Genomic DNA, 17,478 nt, shown 5'->3' with positions numbered 1-17,478 from the left:
CTCGGCCGGGGACCGGTCGGCGAACGGAGGGAACGGTGGGCGGCCCCGGGACGTGGTGTCCCGGGGCCGGGTCGAGCGGTGCGTCAGCGGGGTGCACCGACGTTGCCCTGGGGGTCCGGCCGCACATCGCCGTCCCCTTCCGGTGAAACGACACGATCGACCACGACCGTCAACGCCGGGCGAGAACGGCGCAGTCCGTGCCCGCGCCGCATCCGTCAACACCCTCCTCCGCCTTGCAACTGCACTCCCCCAGCACCGCTCGCCGGTGCCAGCACCCCGCCACGGAGTCGGGCCGATCCGGTGGACACGCCTAACCCAGCGCGGCGATCACCTCGCGCGCGGTCCGCTCCCCCTCGGTGGCGCCGCCCTCCATGAACCCCTGGAAGTCGTAGGAGCAGTGCTCCCCGCCGATGTGGACGTTGCCCTGAGCGGTCCCCTCGTACCCCGCGTACCGGTGCAGATAGCCCACGGGCCAGTAGGAGTAGGCGCCCAGGGAGTACGGGTTGAGGTGCCAGGCGGACAGCTGGGCGCGGCCCGTCCAGGCGGCCGAGGTGCCGGGGAAGAAGGCGTCGACGCCCTTGAGCCGGGCCCCGGCGAGACTCTTCACGTAAGGGTCGCTCTCGTACGAGAACGGCCCCGCCGGTGTCAGCGAACGTGCCAGGCCCCCGCCGCCGTACTGGATGAGGATGCCGCCCGAGCCTGGCTGCACCTTGGTCGTGTCCCAGGTCTGCTGCACCGGGCTGTCGGTGAAGCACTCGCCGGCCGAGACGCCCGGCCAGGGCCCGGTGCCGCGCCAAGGACGGGTGGAGAACTGCATGTTGAGCTTGGTGCAGTGGCCCATGCGGGCGTCCCGCAGCAGGGCCCGCATCCGGGGGTCGAAGCCCGCTCTGCCGAGGTCGAGCCGCTGGAGGACCGGCAGGGGCACGCACAGGATCGTGTGGTCGGCGGTGACGGTCCTGGTGCTGCCCGCCTCGGTGAAGGTGAGGGTTTGAGTGCCGTCGGATTCGGCGCGGACCGCGTTCAGCGCCCACCCGTGTCGGATCGTCCCTTCGGGCAGGAAGTCGGCAATGGCGTGCGGGAGTTGATCGTTGCCGCCGATGATGTGGTACCGCTCGTTGGACAACCCCCAGATGTTGAAGTTGCCGGGGTTGGTCTGGTAGCCCATCAGCAGCACCAGGGCGAGCGAGGACTGCTCCGTGGTGTCGGCGCCGTACTCGACGTTGTAGGCCACGTCGAAGAGGCGGCCCAGGGGTGTGGAGTGGCCGCCGGGAACGCGGCTTTCGATCCAGTCGTACAGGGACATGTCGTCCAGCGCGGTGCCGGCGGGCGTGGTCCGGTTCCACTTGACCTCGCCGGCGGCCTGGAGGTCGGTGTGCAGGGCCTGGTAGACGGCCTTGAAGTCCTCGTCGGCCTGCTCGCGCGGGTAGTACGCGCCGTTGAACCACAGGACCTCCTCCGCCCCGTTGGGACCGCCGCCGAGGAAGTCCTCGACGGGCAGGGAGAAGCGGCGGCACAGCTCCAGCATCTTCTTGTGGCTGGTGTCGATCAGCTCGCCGCCGATCTCCGAGGTCTGGCCCCAGGCCCAGTGGTCGCGCTGGGAGTACATGCGGCCGCCGACACGGTCGGGGTGGGCCTCGTAGAGGGTGCAGGCGTACCCGGCGTCGTGCAGGGTGAGCGCCGCGGTCAGCCCGGCGATGCCGGCGCCGACGACGGCGATGCGGGGCGCGGACGCGGACGCGGCGGCGGCTCTGGAGGGGATGGCCGCCGCGGTGACCGCGGCGGTGGCGACGGCTCCCTTGAGGACGCTGCGGCGCCGGATCGCGCGGGCCTCGGCCACGGGCAGGCCGAGCCGCTCGGCGGCGGCGTGGTCGGCGGTGAGGGTGCGCAGGGCGTGCATCAGCTGGGTTCGGGACACGGATGGCTCCTCAGGCGTTGGCGGGGGCTTCCTCGATGTCGCTGTCCGTGCGCTCGGCCGCGTCCTCCAGGACGATCCGGCCGATGATCTCGTAGCGTTCCGGCTGCCGGGCCCGCAGGTAGAGGCCGAGTCCGAGGCCGCCGACGAAGACCAGCCCGACGATCCACGGGATGGCCTTGACGAAAAGTGAGTCGGCCGCCGTACCGGCCGCGGTGTCCATGTTGATGACCAGGAGCACCACCACGGCGATCATGCCGATGCCCCCGAGCAGCGGGGCGGTGAAGGTGCGGAACCAGTGCCGGTCCTCGGGGTGGTGCTTGCGGAAGTAGCCGATGACGGCGAAGGAGCACAGAGTCTGCACGATGAGGATCGCCATGGTGCCGAGGATCGCCAGCAGTGTGTACAGGTGGATGTAGGGGTCCTGCCCGGTCGCCCAGAACGCGCCGACCAGCGCGACCGCGATGACCGACTGCACGAAGGAGGCGATGTACGGCGAGCCGTGGTCCTTGTGCGTACGGCCCAGGGCCGGGTGCAGGAAGCCCTCGCGGCCGATGGCGTACAGATAGCGGGCCGCGCACTGGTGGAAGGCCATGCCGCAGGCGAACGAGCCGGTGATCAGCAGCCACTGGAAGGCGTCGACGGCCCACGCGCCGATGAAGGCGTGCGCCGGGTCGAAGAACAGGCCGAGCGGGCTGGCTCCGGAGGAGACCTTCACCGAGCCGTCGAGGCCGTTGCCGGCGATGGTCATCCAGGAGACGTAGACGTAGAACAGGCCCACCCCGACGACGGAGATGAGGGTGGCGCGCGGGATGACCCGCTTGGGGTCGCGGGACTCCTCGCCGTACATCGCCGTCGACTCGAAGCCGACCCACGACCAGAAGGCGAAGAACAACCCGAGCCCGGCGGAGGCGCCGGTGAAGGCGTTCTTGGGGTTGACCGGCTCGACCGGGATGCCGTCCGGGCCGCCGCCCTGGAGCAGTACGGCGGTGGCGACCGCGAAGAGGACGGCGATCTCCGCGATGAGCATCACGCCGAGCGCCTTGGCGGTGAGGTTGATGTCGAAGTAGGCCAGCACGGCTGTGACCAGCAGCATCGCCGCCGCGTAGACGATCCACGGCAGGTCGACACCGAGCTGGTCGTGGACGGTGGTGCGGGCGAAGTAGGAGAAGACGCCGACGATCGAGGCCTCGAAGACGATGTACGCCAGCACCGCGAGCATCCCCGAGGCCATGCCGGCGATCCGGCCCAAGCCGTGCGAGATGTAGCCGTAGAAGGCGCCCGCGGCGGTGATACGGCGCGCCATCGCGACGTACCCGACGGCGAAGACCGTCAGGACGAGCGTGGCGAAGAGGTAGCCCGCGGGGGCGCCCGTGCCGTTGCCGTAGCCGACCGCGATGGGCAGGTTGCCGGTCATCGCGGTGATGGGCGCGGCGGTGGCCACCGCCATGAAGACCACGCCGACCAGTCCGACGGAATTCGCCTTCAGCCGATGTACCTCTCGCGTGGGTGTTTCTGCCATTCCCGCCCCTCTCACCGTGATTGGACAACGAAATCCGTAGATCGCGTAGGGGTTTCCCTGCGGATGCGTCAGTGTGGCGGTGGAGTGACGCACGCCACAACAGACGGGACGTCGTGCAATGGGGCGCGGGGGGCGACGTATTGTCGCGCGCGGCGGGGCGATGAGCGCACCCGTAACCGTCCGGAGATGTCGCCGGAACGTGGGCGCGGACGGCGAGCGGGGCGCCGCGGCCCTGGTGGTCGAGTTGGGCCTGCTTCACCCGGCTGCCGGCCACCCTCGCCGACGCGGGGAGGGCGGCGGGGTGCACCAAGTCCTCGCCATTCTGGCCGACTTCAGGGACGACCCGGTCTTCCTTGAATGTCCGACGGTCAGTTGCTGTACGCCACCGGGGGACGTGCCGGGGGCGCGGGTTCGCTCCAGGTGCGGGACGGGCCGCGCGGCCGGCACAAACAGGCGCCTCCGCCGTCGGGTTCGGCGCTGGTGGACGTATCCGGCGGCGGTGCTGCTGATGCAGGCCCGGCAGGAGGAGCCGGCGGCACGCGGGCGCGGCGACGTCTCACCGGCCTGGCCGAGGGCCGGGCCACCGCTGAGGACGCCCCGGTGCCGGCCCCGGCTGTGGTCGGCGTGCCGGTGCTGCTGGGCGTACGGCCGGTGGAGGCCGGGTCTTACCGCACCCCCCTGCTCCACAGCGCGCCGAGCAGGGAAGTGCCGACCCGTGCCGCTGCCTCGGGCCCGCGGGGGCCCGTCGTACGGACCGTCAGCGGCAGCAGCAGCGCGGCCCCGGGCCGCAGCCCGACCGTGCCGCGGGCGATCGGCCGGCCGGGCCCGTCGGGGCCACCTTGCCCGACGGGCCCGTGGGGGCTGCCACCCGTGCCGGGGTCGTCGGACCCTCCGGCTCCAGGCTCGGTGATGTCGAAGACCAGATGCCCCGGCCGCAGCACGGCTCCCGGGAGCCGCTGGCGGCCGATCAGGCGGAGGCCGCGGCCGCCGGGGGTGGTGAAGTCCAGCCGGTAGTGGGCTGTGCCCTCGCGGGCGGTGACCCGCACCTCGCCCCGGACGGCGAGGCCGCTCCCCAACGGGGCCCAGTCGAGGCGCCCCTCGGCCCTGGCCCGGGGATCCGGGTCGTCCAGGAACGCCTCGGCGTCGTCCACCGTGACGGCGAGCGCCAGCCGGGCCCGCCCCCGCTCCCCGCCTGGCCCGGTGGACAGGGAACAGACCCCGTGCAGGGTCTGCGCGAACGTCAGCGAGGTCGCCCGGCGGTGGCCGGGGACCGGGCGCACGGCGGGCACCGGCGGGGGCTGCTCCTGCATCCGGCGGGCGGCGCGGTCGGCGAACGCGGCGATGGTGAGCGACGGGTTGGCGCCCACCGGCCCGGGCATGGCGGCCCCGTCGACGACGTACAGCCCGGGGTGGCCGAACACTTCGCCGAACGGGTCGCAGACCGCCTCCCGGGGGTCGGTCCCGATCGGCGCACCGCCCACCGGGTGCACCGTGATCACGCGCCCGCCGCGGCCCAGCGGATTGTCGGCGAAACCGGCCTCCAGCGCCCCGGCCAGGTCCCGCATCGCCGCCCGCATGCCGTCGAAGTAGGCCCGGCTGGAACGCGGGGTCCAGTCCGCGGTGAGCCGGCCGCCGCGCAGCGCGAGACGCCCGTCGGGGACGTCCCGCCCCATACCCAGCAGCGGCAGCGACGTCTCCGTCCACAGCCCGTCGCCCAGCAGGCCGGCTAGCGAGGCGCCGATCCTGGTCTCGCCGGAGCCGCGCGCGGCCATCCGGTCGGCGAGGAAGCGGGCGGCCCGCCCGGCGCCGCGGTGCAGTCGCCCGTTCTCCACCAGCCACTGGAGGAAGGCCGGGTAGCCGCCGTCCTGTACATAGCCGCCCCCGGCACCGTCCGCCTCCCCCCGACCGCCGCCACCCCCGCCCGGGCCCGGATCGGCGGCGTCGGGCAGCCGGACCGCGCCGGTGATGACGGGACCGGAGCTGGGCGCCAGGGGACGCGGACGCCCCTTGGAGCGGGCGCTCAGCAGGAACGCGAGGACGTCGCCGTTGGTGGAGAACCGGGAGCCCAGCGCCGGGCTCAGCCCGGGGAGGTGGTCGCGGGAACGCAAGAGCAGCCGGACCGTGCCCAGCGCGCCGGCGGCCAGCACCAGCCGCCGGCAGTGCAGGGTGCCCCGGCCGCCGTCACCGGTGTCCGACGCGGGGGTGCCTCCGGGGCGGACGTGCCGCGTGTAGTCGACGGCGTAACCGCCTCCCGGCAAGGCGCGGACCTCCCGCACCTCGTGCAGCGTCCGCAGGTCCGCACCGTGGTGCCGGGCCGCGGACAGATAGGTGTGGTCCAGGCTGTTCTTGGCGCCGTCGTTGCAGCCCACGTTGCACTCGCCGCACAGCCGGCAGGTGCGCCGGGCCGCTCCGTGCAGGTTGCCGTAGGGGGCGTCCGCCAGCGGGCGGCCCGGTGCGGGCGCGGCACCCGGCCGGGGAGCGAAGGAGACACCGAGGGGCGGGAGGGCGAAGTGGTGGCCGGTCGCGGCGGCGGCCTCCCGGAGTGCGACCGTGCGGGGGGCCGCAGCCAGGTAGGCGGGGTCGTCGAGCGGGTACGGGGTGGCGCCGAGCATCCGCTCCACCTCGTCGTAGTGCGGGTCGAGGTCGGCGCGGTCCAGCGGCCAGTGCTCCCGCCCGCCGCCCGGGAGTTCCCGGTTCCGCACGAACCAGTGCTCGTCCTTGCGCAGCAGCACATTGGCGTAGATCAGCGAGCCGCCGCCGAGGCCACTGGCGACCACGGCGTCGAACCCACCGAACCGCCACGCGTCGTACAGGCCGAACACGCCGTCCCGGGGTGCCCAGAGGGCGCCCGCGAACTGTGCCGGGGTGCGCGGGAACGAGCCCGGCGGATGGGCGGCACCGCGCTCCAGCACCACCACGTCGAGCCCGGCCGAAGCGAGCCGGAACGCGGCGACCGCGCCGCCGAAACCGGACCCCACCACGATCGCGTCCACCGGCTCCGCGCCCCCGGGGCCCGCCACGGGCCCGCGCGCGCCCGGCATCTCAGCCCGCCTTCCGCTTGAGGAAGTCGATCAGGACCGGGAACACGTCGGTGGCGGCGTCGCGGCCGATGAAGGTGTCGAGATGGCCGTAGCCGGGGATCACCGCCGCCTCCCAGTCGCGGGCCCGGTGGGGACGGCGGCGCAGCAGTTCGCGGTGGCAGCGGAGCGCGGAGTCACCGAAGACGTGGTTGCGGTCGCCGGTGAGGAACAGGATCGCGGTGTCCGGGTCGCCGGCCTCCTCCAGGTAGTCGTCGGGCAGCTCGGCATGGCGTGGGTCGCCGGGACGGCACTTGACGGCGTGCCCGGCGCGCACCATCCGGGCCACGTGCTCGTAGTAGCCGACGTCGCAGGGGCCGAGCAGGTCGGCGATGCGGTCGTGGGTGACCGGGTCCAGCTTGTCGTGGCCGTACAGGGCCGGCCAGCCGCTGCCCCACATGAAGCTGATCATGTGACAGGCGGGGTTGTCGCACTCCGGGTGCGCCAGCGACACCAGCCGGGACAGCAGCCACGGCGGGGTCCACGCCGGGTTCCGGGAGGCGCGCGGGTCCAGGACCGTCGTGCCGAGCGCCCGCCGGGCCAGCAGCGGGCCCCAGGACAGCTTCCGCCGCGACCAGTCGGGCACGTCGACGGCCAGCGACACGCTGTTGCACACCAGGCTGGTCACCCCGTCCACCAGCCCGCCGAACAGGGCCATGCTGAACGAGACGGAGCCCAGGCAGTGCGCGACGACATGGATCCGCCGGCCGCCCACGTGCCGCCGCAGCTCTGCCAGCGCGGCCGGCATGTCGAACAGGGCCACGTCGTCCAGGCTGTGCGGGCCCGGCTCCGTGTTGTACGGCAGCCGGTTGCTCATCCGGAAGTCGAGAGTCCACACGTCGGTGAAGCCGACGTCGAGCAGGACGCCGGCCAGGTTGCGGTGCTCGGGCATCACGAAGATGTCCGACGACGAGGTCAGCCCGTGCACCAGCAGCACAACGTCCTCGCAGTCGGCGCGGCGCAGCCGGGTCAGGTCCAGGGTCAGGCCGTCGGCAGTGCCGAACCGGTGCCGGGTGACGGTCGCGTCGGCGACCCCGGTCGTCGTACCGCGGGTGGGGGGCTGTTGCATCGGATTCCTCCGTGCGGGGAAGAGGGCGGGCGTGGGCCAGGACACGGGCGGGGAGATCGGGCGGTAAGGGGAGGCCGTGCGGAACGGGGAGTTCAGGCGGAACGGGAAGGCCGGGTGGAACAGCCGCGGGACGGCGGCCGGGGATCGGCGTACAGGCGGGCGAGATGCGCGGCGAAGTCGAGCAGGAAGGCGCCCGCGGCCCGCCCGGCGCCCGGACCCGTTCCGCGGAAGGTGGTGAGCTGCCGCAGGAACGCGGCCGGACCGATGCGCAGTTCGCCCTCGGCGACGACACCGCCCGGACGCGTGACCGGGCCGTCCATGACCTGCTCGTCGGGGGCGCGTTCGTCCGGCGTGCTCGCCGTCGCCGCCGCCCGCCGCGTGGCGGCGACGACCCGTACGTCCAGCGCGGTGGTCTCGGGCCAGAGCCGGCACGGCGAACCCCCGGTGAGCCTCTTGACCCCGTGCAGGACGTACGGCGTCCCGCACACCGAGGTGAACGGGAGGGTGTACACCAGCGCGAGCCGCAGGGTGCGTCCGGCGGGCGCGGCGGGCGGACCAGGCGCGAAGAAGTCGACGGTCCCGGCCGTCACCGGGTGGCGTCCACCGAGCGGGGGCAGCTGCACCCAGCCCTCGGCACGGGCCCGGCGGGCTCCCCGCAGGAACGTCTCGACGTCGTCCAGGGTCACCGTCAGCCGGGCCGCGGCCGGCCACCGGGCCGCCCCGCCGTCCCCCTCCGCAACCGTCCAGCCCCGCAGCACCTCGGTGAACTGCACCGCCGCAGCCGTCACGCCGTCACCCCCGTCGCTCCCGGCCGAACTCCACGACCGCGCCCGACGCTACGGCGGGCCCGGGCCCTCAGGCGTCAACCACCGGCGGTAATCCGGTGTCGTACCGCCGCGGTAACAACCCGGCCCGTACAACCGGCGCGGTAGTTGGGACCGTCCCGCACAGTGCCCCGCTGCACGGTTCTCCTCCGGTGCCGGGCGCCGCCGACAGGCACCCGACGACGCCGGAAACGCACTGTCCAGCCCCGGCCCGCAGGGCTTTGCCGTTCGGGCCTGGGAGCACTCCTGGAAGCATCTGTTCGTTACCCGCTTGCCGGTGGCGGGGCTGATCAGCATCTCCCTCCGCGAACCGGCTCTGGCCCGCTCCGCCGCACCGGCTGACCGCGGCCGCAGGGGGCGGTGCCCAGGCTGTCGAGCCCAGCCAGGCGCCGGTGACCGGCTCGTCATGGGCGAAGGCACCGTGACGCAGGCTCAGGCAGAGGATGCGGCTGGTGTGGTGGTCGATCGACCCGGCCGCACCTGCGGGTGCGGGCAGGACACGTCGTCCCCTCACGCAAGGGCGCCACCGGTCGGCCCGTGCCCGGGTGAAGCAGTCGGCGACGGCGACGCGGGGGCCGTGGAGGCGAAGGGTCCGTCCGGCTGACGGCGTAGGCGCCGTGGGTGCCCGTTGGCCTGGTGCTGTCCCAGGCGGTCGACGGACGATGTGCCGGGCGCTCACCACACGCCGTCGTGCCCCGCCGCTCCCTCGGTGCTCTCGCGCAGGACGAGCCGGTGCGGCACGACGTGGTCCTGCGGGTTCGCCGATCCGGGGCGGCCCGCGTCGGCCGGTCGGGATTCCGTGCGCGTCGCCTCGTCGATGCGGCGCAGCAGCAGGTCGATCGCGACCCGGGCCACCGCCTCCTTGTCCGGAGCGACCGTGCTCAGTGACGGCACGCTGAACCGGCCGCCCTCCACGTCGTCGAAGCCGATGACGGCCACGTCTTCGGGCACCCGTGCCCCGTAGGCGTGCAGCGTCCGCAACGCTCCCAGTGCCAGCTGGTCGTTGAGGCACAGCAGGGCGTCCGGCCGGGCTCCGCCGGCCAGTACCCGGCGCACGGCGTCGGCCCCGTCGCGCATGTGGAACGCCTCCACCGGCAGCAGGGATGCCGGGTCGTGTGCGATGCCCGCCTCGGCGAGCGCCGCGCGGAAACCGCGGGTGCGCGCCTGCGCGGTGCCGACGCCCTCGTCGTCCCGTCCGCCGACGGCGAGGATGTGCCGGCGTCCCAGAGCGAGCAGGTGCTCGGTCGCCTCGCGGGCCGCGTACTCGTTGTCGATCGCCACGTGGTCGGCGCCGTCGGTCAGCAGCTCGCCCAGCAGGACGGTCGGCGGGAGGCCGGCGTGTGCGCGCAGGTCCTCCGGTGCGAGGGCCAGCGGGCTGAGGATGACACCGTCCACGAAGTCCGAACCGAAGCCGGCCAGCGCCGCCTTCTCCCGCTCCCGGTCCGCGCCGGACTGGTGGATCAGCACCGTCAGGGAGCGGTTCTCGGCCTCCCGGACGACATGCCGGGCCAGTTCGGCGAAGTACGGGACGTCGAGTTCCGGCACCACGAGCGCGATGATGCCCGTGCGTCCGCTGCGCAGGTGCCGTCCGGCGAGGTTGACGCGGTAGCCGAGCTGGTCGATCGCTTCCTGCACCACCCGCCGGGTCCGGTCGGACACGTGGACGTAGTCGTTGAGCACGTTGGACACCGTCTTCTCCGACACCCCCGCGTGCCGTGCGACGTCTTTGATCCTCGGCCGTGCCACCTGCAACCTCCCTGCCCCTGGTACGCCCCGAGTCTATGGGGGCTTTGCGGTGGCCGGGACGGCTCGGGAGTACCGGGCGAGGGGCGGGTCCGACGCTCAGGTGACGGCCCAGCTCTTTACAGCCAATGTACATCGATGTAAAAACGGGTCACCGCGCCGGGAGATCCGGCGCGGATCACCCCGATGTGCACGGGCGGCCGGCGGCTGTCGTGCCGATGGCCCCTGCCGTCGGCCGGGCACGTCGTCCGGCCGTCGAAAGGTCAGTGATGAGCTCTGCACCCCCTGCCCGTGGGCCGCTCGGCGCCTGGGACCCGAACCCGGCGACCGGCGTCGGCCGCCGTCGGCTGCTGCGTTACGGGACGGCCGCGGCGGCGGCACTGCTGACCGCGGGTCCGCTGACCGGCTGCGCCTCGCCGGCCCGCGCCGGTGCGGCCTCCTCACTGAAGGTGTGGGACCTGTTCCAGGGCGGCGACGGCATGCTGATGGACGAGATGATCGCGGCCGTCTCCCGGGGCGGTGACGGTTTCGAGGTGGACCGGACGATCCTGGACTGGGGCCCGTCGTACTACACGAAACTCGCCATGTCGGCGGCCGGCGGCCGGGCCTCGGACGTGGCCGTGCTGCACCTGTCACGGCTGGCCGGCTACGCCCCCGGTGGCCTGCTCGACCCCTTCGACCTGGACGTCCTCACCGAATTCGGCGTGACCGAGAGGGACTTCGCCCCCGCCGTCTGGAAGCGCGCCCAGCACCAGGGCACGCTCTACGCGGTCCCGCTGGACGTCCACCCCTTCATCGTCTTCTACGACAAGGACGTCGCCGGCAAGGCCGGTCTGCTCGACCCGTCCGGCCACCTGGCACCCACGGGGTCGCCCGAGGCGTTCCTGGAGGCCGGCAAGAAGCTCGCCGAGGCGACCGGGAAGTCCGGGGTCCTTTTCGGGCACGTCACCGACACCGCCCAGAGCTGGCGCCAGTTCGCGGCGCTGTACGCCCAGACCGGCGCCTCTTTCACCCTGCCCGACGGCGGTCCGCCGAAGATCGACGTCGATGCCGCGGTGAAGGTCGTGACCTTCATGAAGCAGCTCTTCGACGGCCGGACGAACCCCAACAACCTCGACTACAACGGCGCGATGGCCGCGTTCATGGACGGCCGCGGCGGCATGATCATGGCCGGGGAGTGGGAACTGCCGACGTTCCGGAAGTCCGGCATCAAGCACCTGGGGGCGGCCCCCTTCCCGCAGGTCTTCGGCCGGCCGGCCGTCTACGCCGACTCCCACAGCTTCGTACTGCCGCACCAGGACGACCCCGACCCGGCCCGGCGCCGCGAGGCCCACCGGTATGTCGCCGAGATCATCAAACAGAGCCTGACCTGGGCCGGCGCCGGACACATCCCGGCCTACCAGCCGGTGCGGGCCCTCCCCGCGTACGCCAAGCTCGACCCCCAGTCCTCCTACGCGGCCGCGGGCGAGATCGCCGTGCTCGATCCGCCGAACTGGTTCGCCGGAGCCGGCGGCAACTTCCAGAACCGCATGTGCCAGCCGCTCCAGTCGGCGCTGCTGGGCAACACCTCCGCCGAGAAGGCGGTGCGGCAGATGGTCCGGGAAGCGGACACCTTGCTGCGCCGGCCCAACCCGGTCGCCTGACGACAGCCGAAGGAGCCGCACCGTGACCACCACCGCGCCCGACGGAGCCACGGCACCCCCGCAGCCGCACCCCTCCGCACCCCCGCCCGTCCCCCGTCGCCGCCGGTCCCTCTCCGGCAACGGAGGGTTGTTCGTCCTGCCGTTCCTCGTGTTCTTCGGGCTCTTCCTGGTCTGGCCCGTCGTCCAGGGCCTCTGGATGAGCCTCACCGACGCCTCCCTCTCCCTGCGCGGCACCGAGTTCGTCGGCTTCGCCAACTATGCCGAGGCGTTCGGGGACCCCGACGTCTGGAGCAGCCTCGGCAACACCGTCTTCTTCACCGTGATCTCCTGCGTACCGCTCGTCCTGGTGGCCCTGGCCATGGCCCTGCTGGTGCACAGCGGGCTCGCCGGCCAGTGGGTGTGGCGGCTGGCCTACTTCGCCCCCTACCTGCTGCCCGTCACGGTGGTCACGCTCATCTGGACGTGGCTCTACCAGCCCGACATCGGCCTGGGCAACCAGTTGCTGACGTCGCTGGGCCTGGAACCCGTCGGCTGGCTCTCGGACGAGTCGGTGGCGATGTGGTCCGTCGCGGCCCTCACCGTCTGGTGGACGGTCGGCTTCAACTTCCTGCTCTACCTCGCGGCCCTGCAGTCCCTGCCCGTCACCTACGACGAGGCCGCCGCGCTCGACGGGGCGGGCGCCTGGCGCCGGCTGTGGTCCGTCACCCTGCCGCAGCTTCGGCACACCACCGTCCTGGTCGCCGTACTCCAGATGCTCGCCTCGCTGAAGGTGTTCGACCAGATCTACATCCTCACCAAGGGCGGACCCAACGGCTCCACCCGCCCGATCCTCGAGTACGTCTACGACGTCGGATTCACCGGATACCGGCTGGGCTACGCCTCGGCGGTCAGCTACGTCTTCTTCGCGATCGTCATCGTCATCTCCGTCGTACAGCTCCGCTTCTTCCGTCAGGAGGGCTGACCGTGTCCGCCGTCTCCACCCCCGTCCGCCGGCCGCGCCGACCCCGTCGCGAGGAGTCCGGGTCCCCCCTGCTGCTCGGCCACGGCCCGCTGCCACGCCTGCTCGCCGGGACCGCGCTGACCGTCCTCGCCGCCGTCTGGCTGCTGCCGCTTCTCTGGGCGGTCGCCACCTCGGTGCAGCGCGAGCAGGACGTGATGCAGTCGGGCCTGTCGCCGTTCAAGGGTGCCTTCACGCTCTCCGCCTACCGGCAGATCCTGGAGCGCGGGAACGTTCCGACCTGGGCGTTCAACAGTGTGTTGATAGCTGCCCTGGTCACCGTGCTCACCGTGGCGATCTCGACGCTCGCCGCCTACGGGTTCTCCCGCGGCACCTTCCGCGGACGGCGTGCCCTCCTGGCCGTCACGGTCGCCGCGATCATGGTCCCGCCGCAGCTGCTCATCGTCCCGCTCTTCGAACAGATGACGATGTTCCACCTGGTCGACACCTACGCGGCGGTCGTCCTGCCGCAGGTCGTGGCCCCCATGATGGTCTTCATCCTCAAGCGCTTCTTCGACGGTATCCCCCGCGAGCTGGAGGACGCGGCCCGGATCGACGGCGCCTCCGAACTGCGGGTCTTCCGGTCGATCGTGCTGCCGCTGTCCCGTCCGATCGTCTCCGCCGTGGCGATCTTCGTCTTCATCGGGGCGTGGAACAACTTCATGTGGCCCTTCGTCGTCACCAACGACCCGGACCTCATGACGCTCCCGGTGGGCCTCGCCACCGTCAAGGACGCCTACGGCATCCAGTACGCCCAGGCCATGGCGTCCGCCCTGCTGGCGGCGCTCCCGCTGATCGTGATGTTCCTGCTCTTCCAGCGGCGCATCGTCAACTCCGTGGCCACCACCGGCCTCGGGGGCACCTGACCCCACCGCTTCGCCTGTCCGCGCCGGCCCGCCGGCCGCCACCACCTGACTGGAGTCCCTGTGCACACCCCCTCCGTCCCCCGTCCGGAGTACCCGCGACCGCAGTTCGTCCGTCGCGACTGGCTCAACCTCAACGGGACCTGGCAGTTCGAGACCGACCAAGGGGACAGCGGCCTCGAGCGGGGTCTCCTCGACCGCGCTCTCACCGGCGAGATCCTCGTGCCCTTCGCCCCCGAGTCCGAGCTGTCGGGCGTCGGTGACACCGACTTCCTGGAAGCCGTCTGGTACCGGCGGCGGTTCACCCCGCCCGCCGAGTGGGCCGGCCGCCGGGTGCTGCTGCACTTCGGTGCCGTCGACCACGACACGACCGTATGGGTGGACGGCACCGAAGTGGTGCGCCACCGGGGCGGCTTCACCCCCTTCACCGCCGACCTCGGCGATCTCGCCCCGGGCCGGGAGGTGGAGATCACCGTCCGCGCCCGCGACCCGAAGTCCGGACCCCAGGCCCGTGGCAAGCAGGCGGTCCAGTACGCCAACCACGACTGCAACTACACGCGCACGACCGGCATCTGGCAGACCGTCTGGGCCGAGCCGGTACCCGAGACGCATCTGCGCCGCCCCCGCATCACCCCCGACCTGGCCGGCGCGGCCTTCTTGCTCGAACTGCCCCTGTCGTCCAACCGCCCCGGCCACCGCGTACGCGCCGTCCTCAGCGACGACGCGGGCGAGGTCTGCCGCGCCGAAGTGCGCGCCGACCTCGATCTGGCGCCCCGCCTGCACCTGGCCCTCCCGGAGGACCGGCGTCGCGAATGGAGCCCGGAGGACCCCTTCCTGTACGGCCTGCGGCTCGAACTCCTCGACGCGGACGGCGAAGTGGCCGACACCGTCGAGAGCTACGCGGGCCTGCGCGCCGTCGGCATCCGTGGCAGGACCGTACTCCTCAACGGCCGCCCGCGCTTCCAGCGCCTCGTGCTCGACCAGGGCTGGTATCCCGACGGCCTGATGACCGCCCCCTCCGACGAGGCCCTGGTCCGTGACATCGAACTGGCCATGGAAGCCGGCTTCAACGGGGCCCGGCTGCACCAGAAGGTCTTCGAGGAGCGCTTCCTCTACCACGCCGACCGGCTCGGATACCTGGTCTGGGGCGAGTTCGGCGACTGGGGCTGCGAGGTCGGCGGGTCCTCGGGCGACAACCAGCGGCCCGACGCCTCCTTCGTCGCCCAGTGGCTCGAAGCCGTGGAACGCGACTACTCGCACCCCTCGATCGTCGGCTGGTGCCCGCTGAACGAGACCTACCAGAAGCTCCACGACCGCATCACCCAGCTCGACGACGTCACCCGGGCGATGTTCCTCGCCACCAAGGCCATGGACACGTCCCGCCCGGTGATCGACGCCTCCGGATACTCCCACCGGGTCCTGGAGACCGACGTCTACGACTCCCACAACTACGAGCAGGACCCCGCCGCCTTCCGGCAGCTCATGTCCGGCCTGGCCAAGGGCGAGCCCTTCGTCAACGCCTACGAGAACGGCGCCGCCTACTCCCAGCCGTACCGCGGCCAGCCGTACTTCGTCAGCGAGTTCGGCGGGATCTGGTGGGACCCGGAGGCCGCTGCCGAGCAGTCCGGCAGCGACCGGACGGTGTCCTGGGGCTACGGGGACCGGGTGCGCACCGAGGACGAGTTCCACGAGCGCTTCGCCGGCCTCACCGGCGTCCTGCTGGAGGACCCGGAGATGTTCGGCTACTGCTACACCCAGCTGACCGACGTCTTCCAGGAGCAGAACGGCGTCTACCGCTTCGACCGGGGCGCCAAGCTGGACATCGCCCGCATCCGGGAGGCTCAGCTGAGGCCGGCCGCGATCGAGGGCACGGACGTCGGCTGACGGGCGGGGACGAAGGGTGCCCTCCCCTCGAGGGCGGGCACCCGGGTGTCTCAGAGCCGCTGGAGCAGCCAGAGCTGCGGCTGAAGTCCGTTGCACGTCCACTGCTGGACGTTCGCGCCCGCCGAGCGGGAGCCTTGGACGACGTCCAGGCAGTGTCCGCCGGACTTCACCACGAGGCGGTAATAGCCCCGCCCGGCGTTCTCCAGCCGCCAGTCCTGGGCCGGCTGGGCGTTGCAGTACCACTGGCGGACGTTCGCGCCGGGGGCGGTGGAGCCGTTCTCCACGTCCAGGCAGTGACCGCTGTTGCGGCCGGCGAGCGTGAAGTAGCCGGCGCCGCGCGCCCGCAGGGTCCACTCCTGCGGGCCCTGGCCGTTGCAGGTCCACTGCTGGACGTTGCCGCCCGCGGCACGGGAGTCACCGGCCACGTCCAGGCAGTGACCGCTGTTGGCGTTCACCAGCCGGTACCGCGCCCCGTCCACGACTCCGGCCGCGTCACCGCTGCCGGTGAGCGGACCGGCCGCCACGTACGGGCGGCAGACGTCGCCGTCCCAGTCCGTCGCGATCTCCAGCACCGTACGTCCGTCCGCGGAGGGCAGGAGCGGGGAGCTGTAGTTGGGGCAGTAGGTCGCGGTCGGGGCCGTGACCCGCACCGGGGCCTCGATCTCGTACCACGGGCCCGTGCCGTTCTCCGTGTTGGCCAGGATCGTGCGGCCGCTGTCCGCGGCAGGCGTGCCGTCGCGGTTGAGGAGCTGCTGGCCGATCAGCAGGATCCGGCCGTTCGGTCCACCACCCGGTACCGGGGCCCAGGCGATGGTGGGCGCCGCGCGGAAGTACTTGCCGTCCACGGTCTCCGGGCGGAAGCCCAGGAATGCGGGGTCGCCCCAGTTCCACCCGTCCGGAGAGGTTCGGTAGTGCACGACGCACTGGTACTGGCCGCCGGGATTGCAGATCTCGAAGCTCATGAAGTACGTGCCGTCCGGCAGCTTGCGCACCACGGGCATCCCCGGCCGGTCCGCTTCCCAGCCGCCGGCCACGGTATCGCGCCGGTCCTGCCAGTGGATCCCGTCATAGCTGCGGGTGGCGGCCAGCTTCTGGCTGTGGGCCGGATCCGTCTCGTCGGCGTAGTGGCAGACGAGCGCTCCGTCGGCGGCCACGGAGAACTCCGGCTCCCACAGTCCGCCCGTCCCGGTCGCGGTGGCACAGGAGGACAGGTAGGACCAGGTGCGGCCCACGTCGCCGCTCCGCCAGACACGCAGCGCCATGCGCCGGTCCTGCTCGTCCTGCCCGGCCGAGGAGGCCCACAGGAGCGTACCGGCGGGCAGGGCGCCGACCTGCCGGGGAAGCTCGAACAGGGTGGCGCAGCACAGGCCCTGCCCGGCCGCCGACTCCGGATCGGTGACCCTGCCCACCTGCCGGAAGGTCGCTCCGCCGTCGGTGCTCTCGTGGACGGCGCCGATACCGTTGTTGCCGTCGAAGGTCACGACGCTCGCGAGCACCCGGCCGTTGGCGGCGCCGCTGTGCTCCAGCCGGACGACCCGTGGGTAGAGGCCGGTTCCGGTGCCCAGAGGCGTACCGGTGGCCGAGACAGAGGCACCGGACGCCCCGGTGTCCGCGGGGCGCGACGTGACGGGCGGCGCGGCCACGGCGGTCGGCGCCGCTCCGGCCGGGGTGAGCGACAGGCCCAGCAGGGCGGCAAGGACCGTCACCACGGCACGCGCCGCCCACCGGGCACGGTGACCGGCGGTCGTGAGCCCGGGGCGCGGTGGCCGGCCGGTGGAGGAAGGGCGGTTTCCGGGGCGGGGCGGTCGGAGTGAGCGGATCACGGGATTCCTTCCCTGGGGCACTAAGGCGTGACAGGGCGACCGCGGTGCGGACCGCGGCTGTCGTCTCTTCGGGTGTGCGTAGGGGCCGGGGCGCGGTGGGCGGCAGAGGCCTCCGGGGTGT

General features: G+C 72.6%; 11 protein-coding genes and 1 pseudogene. 5 read left to right on the top strand and 7 right to left on the bottom strand.

Annotation, left to right across the window (positions count from 1 at the left end):
• Positions 1–310 precede the first annotated feature (310 nt).
• Both IEZ05_RS09815 and IEZ05_RS09810 read right to left on the bottom strand, forming a co-directional pair.
• A complete protein-coding gene (locus IEZ05_RS09815; RefSeq protein WP_229869635.1) occupies positions 311–1,915 on the bottom strand; it encodes a flavin monoamine oxidase family protein in 1,605 nt (534 codons plus the stop codon).
• A gap of 10 nt (positions 1,916–1,925) precedes the next feature.
• Complete coding sequence (locus IEZ05_RS09810; protein ID WP_189229621.1) at positions 1,926–3,434, bottom strand: APC family permease; 1,509 nt, start codon at positions 3,432–3,434, stop codon at positions 1,926–1,928.
• Between the two features lie 292 nt (positions 3,435–3,726).
• On the opposite strand from IEZ05_RS09810, the pseudogene IEZ05_RS37205 reads away from it, so the two are divergent.
• Positions 3,727–4,118 (top strand): annotated as a pseudogene (locus IEZ05_RS37205) (PucR family transcriptional regulator); the annotation flags it as partial.
• On the opposite strand, the gene IEZ05_RS09805 reads toward IEZ05_RS37205, so the two are convergent.
• The 4 genes from IEZ05_RS09805 to IEZ05_RS09790 all read right to left on the bottom strand — a co-directional run bounded on the left by IEZ05_RS09805 (position 4,100) and on the right by IEZ05_RS09790 (position 10,150).
• Entirely contained in the window at positions 4,100–6,475 is a 2,376-nt protein-coding gene (locus IEZ05_RS09805) for a GMC oxidoreductase (protein ID WP_189229620.1), read from the bottom strand. The pseudogene IEZ05_RS37205 and the gene IEZ05_RS09805 overlap by 19 nt on opposite strands.
• A 1-nt stretch (position 6,476) precedes the next feature.
• On the bottom strand, positions 6,477–7,580 hold the full coding sequence (locus IEZ05_RS09800; RefSeq protein WP_189229619.1) for an alpha/beta fold hydrolase: 1,104 nt from the start codon (positions 7,578–7,580) through the stop codon (positions 6,477–6,479).
• A gap of 92 nt (positions 7,581–7,672) precedes the next feature.
• The gene (locus IEZ05_RS09795; RefSeq protein WP_189229618.1) at positions 7,673–8,368 is read right to left on the bottom strand and encodes a hypothetical protein; all 696 of its coding nucleotides are present in this window, start codon (positions 8,366–8,368) and stop codon (positions 7,673–7,675) included.
• A 711-nt stretch (positions 8,369–9,079) separates the two neighbouring features.
• A complete protein-coding gene (locus IEZ05_RS09790; protein ID WP_189229617.1) occupies positions 9,080–10,150 on the bottom strand; it encodes a LacI family DNA-binding transcriptional regulator in 1,071 nt (356 codons plus the stop codon).
• Between the two features lie 266 nt (positions 10,151–10,416).
• On the opposite strand from IEZ05_RS09790, the gene IEZ05_RS09785 reads away from it, so the two are divergent.
• Genes IEZ05_RS09785 through IEZ05_RS09770 form a run of 4 tightly spaced genes read left to right on the top strand, consistent with a single transcriptional unit; the run spans position 10,417 to position 15,534 of the window.
• Positions 10,417–11,790, top strand: coding sequence for an extracellular solute-binding protein (locus IEZ05_RS09785; RefSeq protein WP_189229616.1), 1,374 nt, complete (start codon positions 10,417–10,419; stop codon positions 11,788–11,790).
• Between the two features lie 22 nt (positions 11,791–11,812).
• Entirely contained in the window at positions 11,813–12,751 is a 939-nt protein-coding gene (locus IEZ05_RS09780; RefSeq protein WP_189229615.1) for a carbohydrate ABC transporter permease, read from the top strand.
• Positions 12,752–12,753: 2 nt separating this feature from the next.
• On the top strand, positions 12,754–13,653 hold the full coding sequence (locus IEZ05_RS09775; protein WP_189229614.1) for a carbohydrate ABC transporter permease: 900 nt from the start codon (positions 12,754–12,756) through the stop codon (positions 13,651–13,653).
• Positions 13,654–13,713: 60 nt separating this feature from the next.
• Positions 13,714–15,534, top strand: coding sequence for a glycoside hydrolase family 2 protein (locus IEZ05_RS09770; RefSeq protein ID WP_189229613.1), 1,821 nt, complete (start codon positions 13,714–13,716; stop codon positions 15,532–15,534).
• A 50-nt stretch (positions 15,535–15,584) separates the two neighbouring features.
• Here the strand turns inward: IEZ05_RS09770 and IEZ05_RS09765 are convergent, their stop codons facing one another.
• Positions 15,585–17,243 (bottom strand): RICIN domain-containing protein, encoded by a 1,659-nt coding sequence (locus tag IEZ05_RS09765; RefSeq protein WP_189229612.1) that lies wholly within the window; start codon positions 17,241–17,243, stop codon positions 15,585–15,587.
• Between the last annotated feature and the right edge of the window lie 235 nt (positions 17,244–17,478).

The sequence above is a fragment of the Streptomyces flaveolus genome, from assembly GCF_014648815.1.
Classification (GTDB): Bacteria; Actinomycetota; Actinomycetes; order Streptomycetales; family Streptomycetaceae; genus Streptomyces; species Streptomyces flaveolus.
This window is presented reverse-complemented; position numbering and strand designations above follow the sequence as displayed.

Coding starts and splice junctions, on each gene's coding strand:
- IEZ05_RS09810 (WP_189229621.1), bottom strand. CDS start 3,434: ATGGCAGAAACACCCACGCGAGAGGTACATCGGCTGAAGGCGAATTCC.
- IEZ05_RS09805 (WP_189229620.1), bottom strand. CDS start 6,475: ATGCCGGGCGCGCGCGGGCCCGTGGCGGGCCCCGGGGGCGCGGAGCCG.
- IEZ05_RS09800 (WP_189229619.1), bottom strand. CDS start 7,580: ATGCAACAGCCCCCCACCCGCGGTACGACGACCGGGGTCGCCGACGCG.
- IEZ05_RS09785 (WP_189229616.1), top strand. CDS start 10,417: ATGAGCTCTGCACCCCCTGCCCGTGGGCCGCTCGGCGCCTGGGACCCG.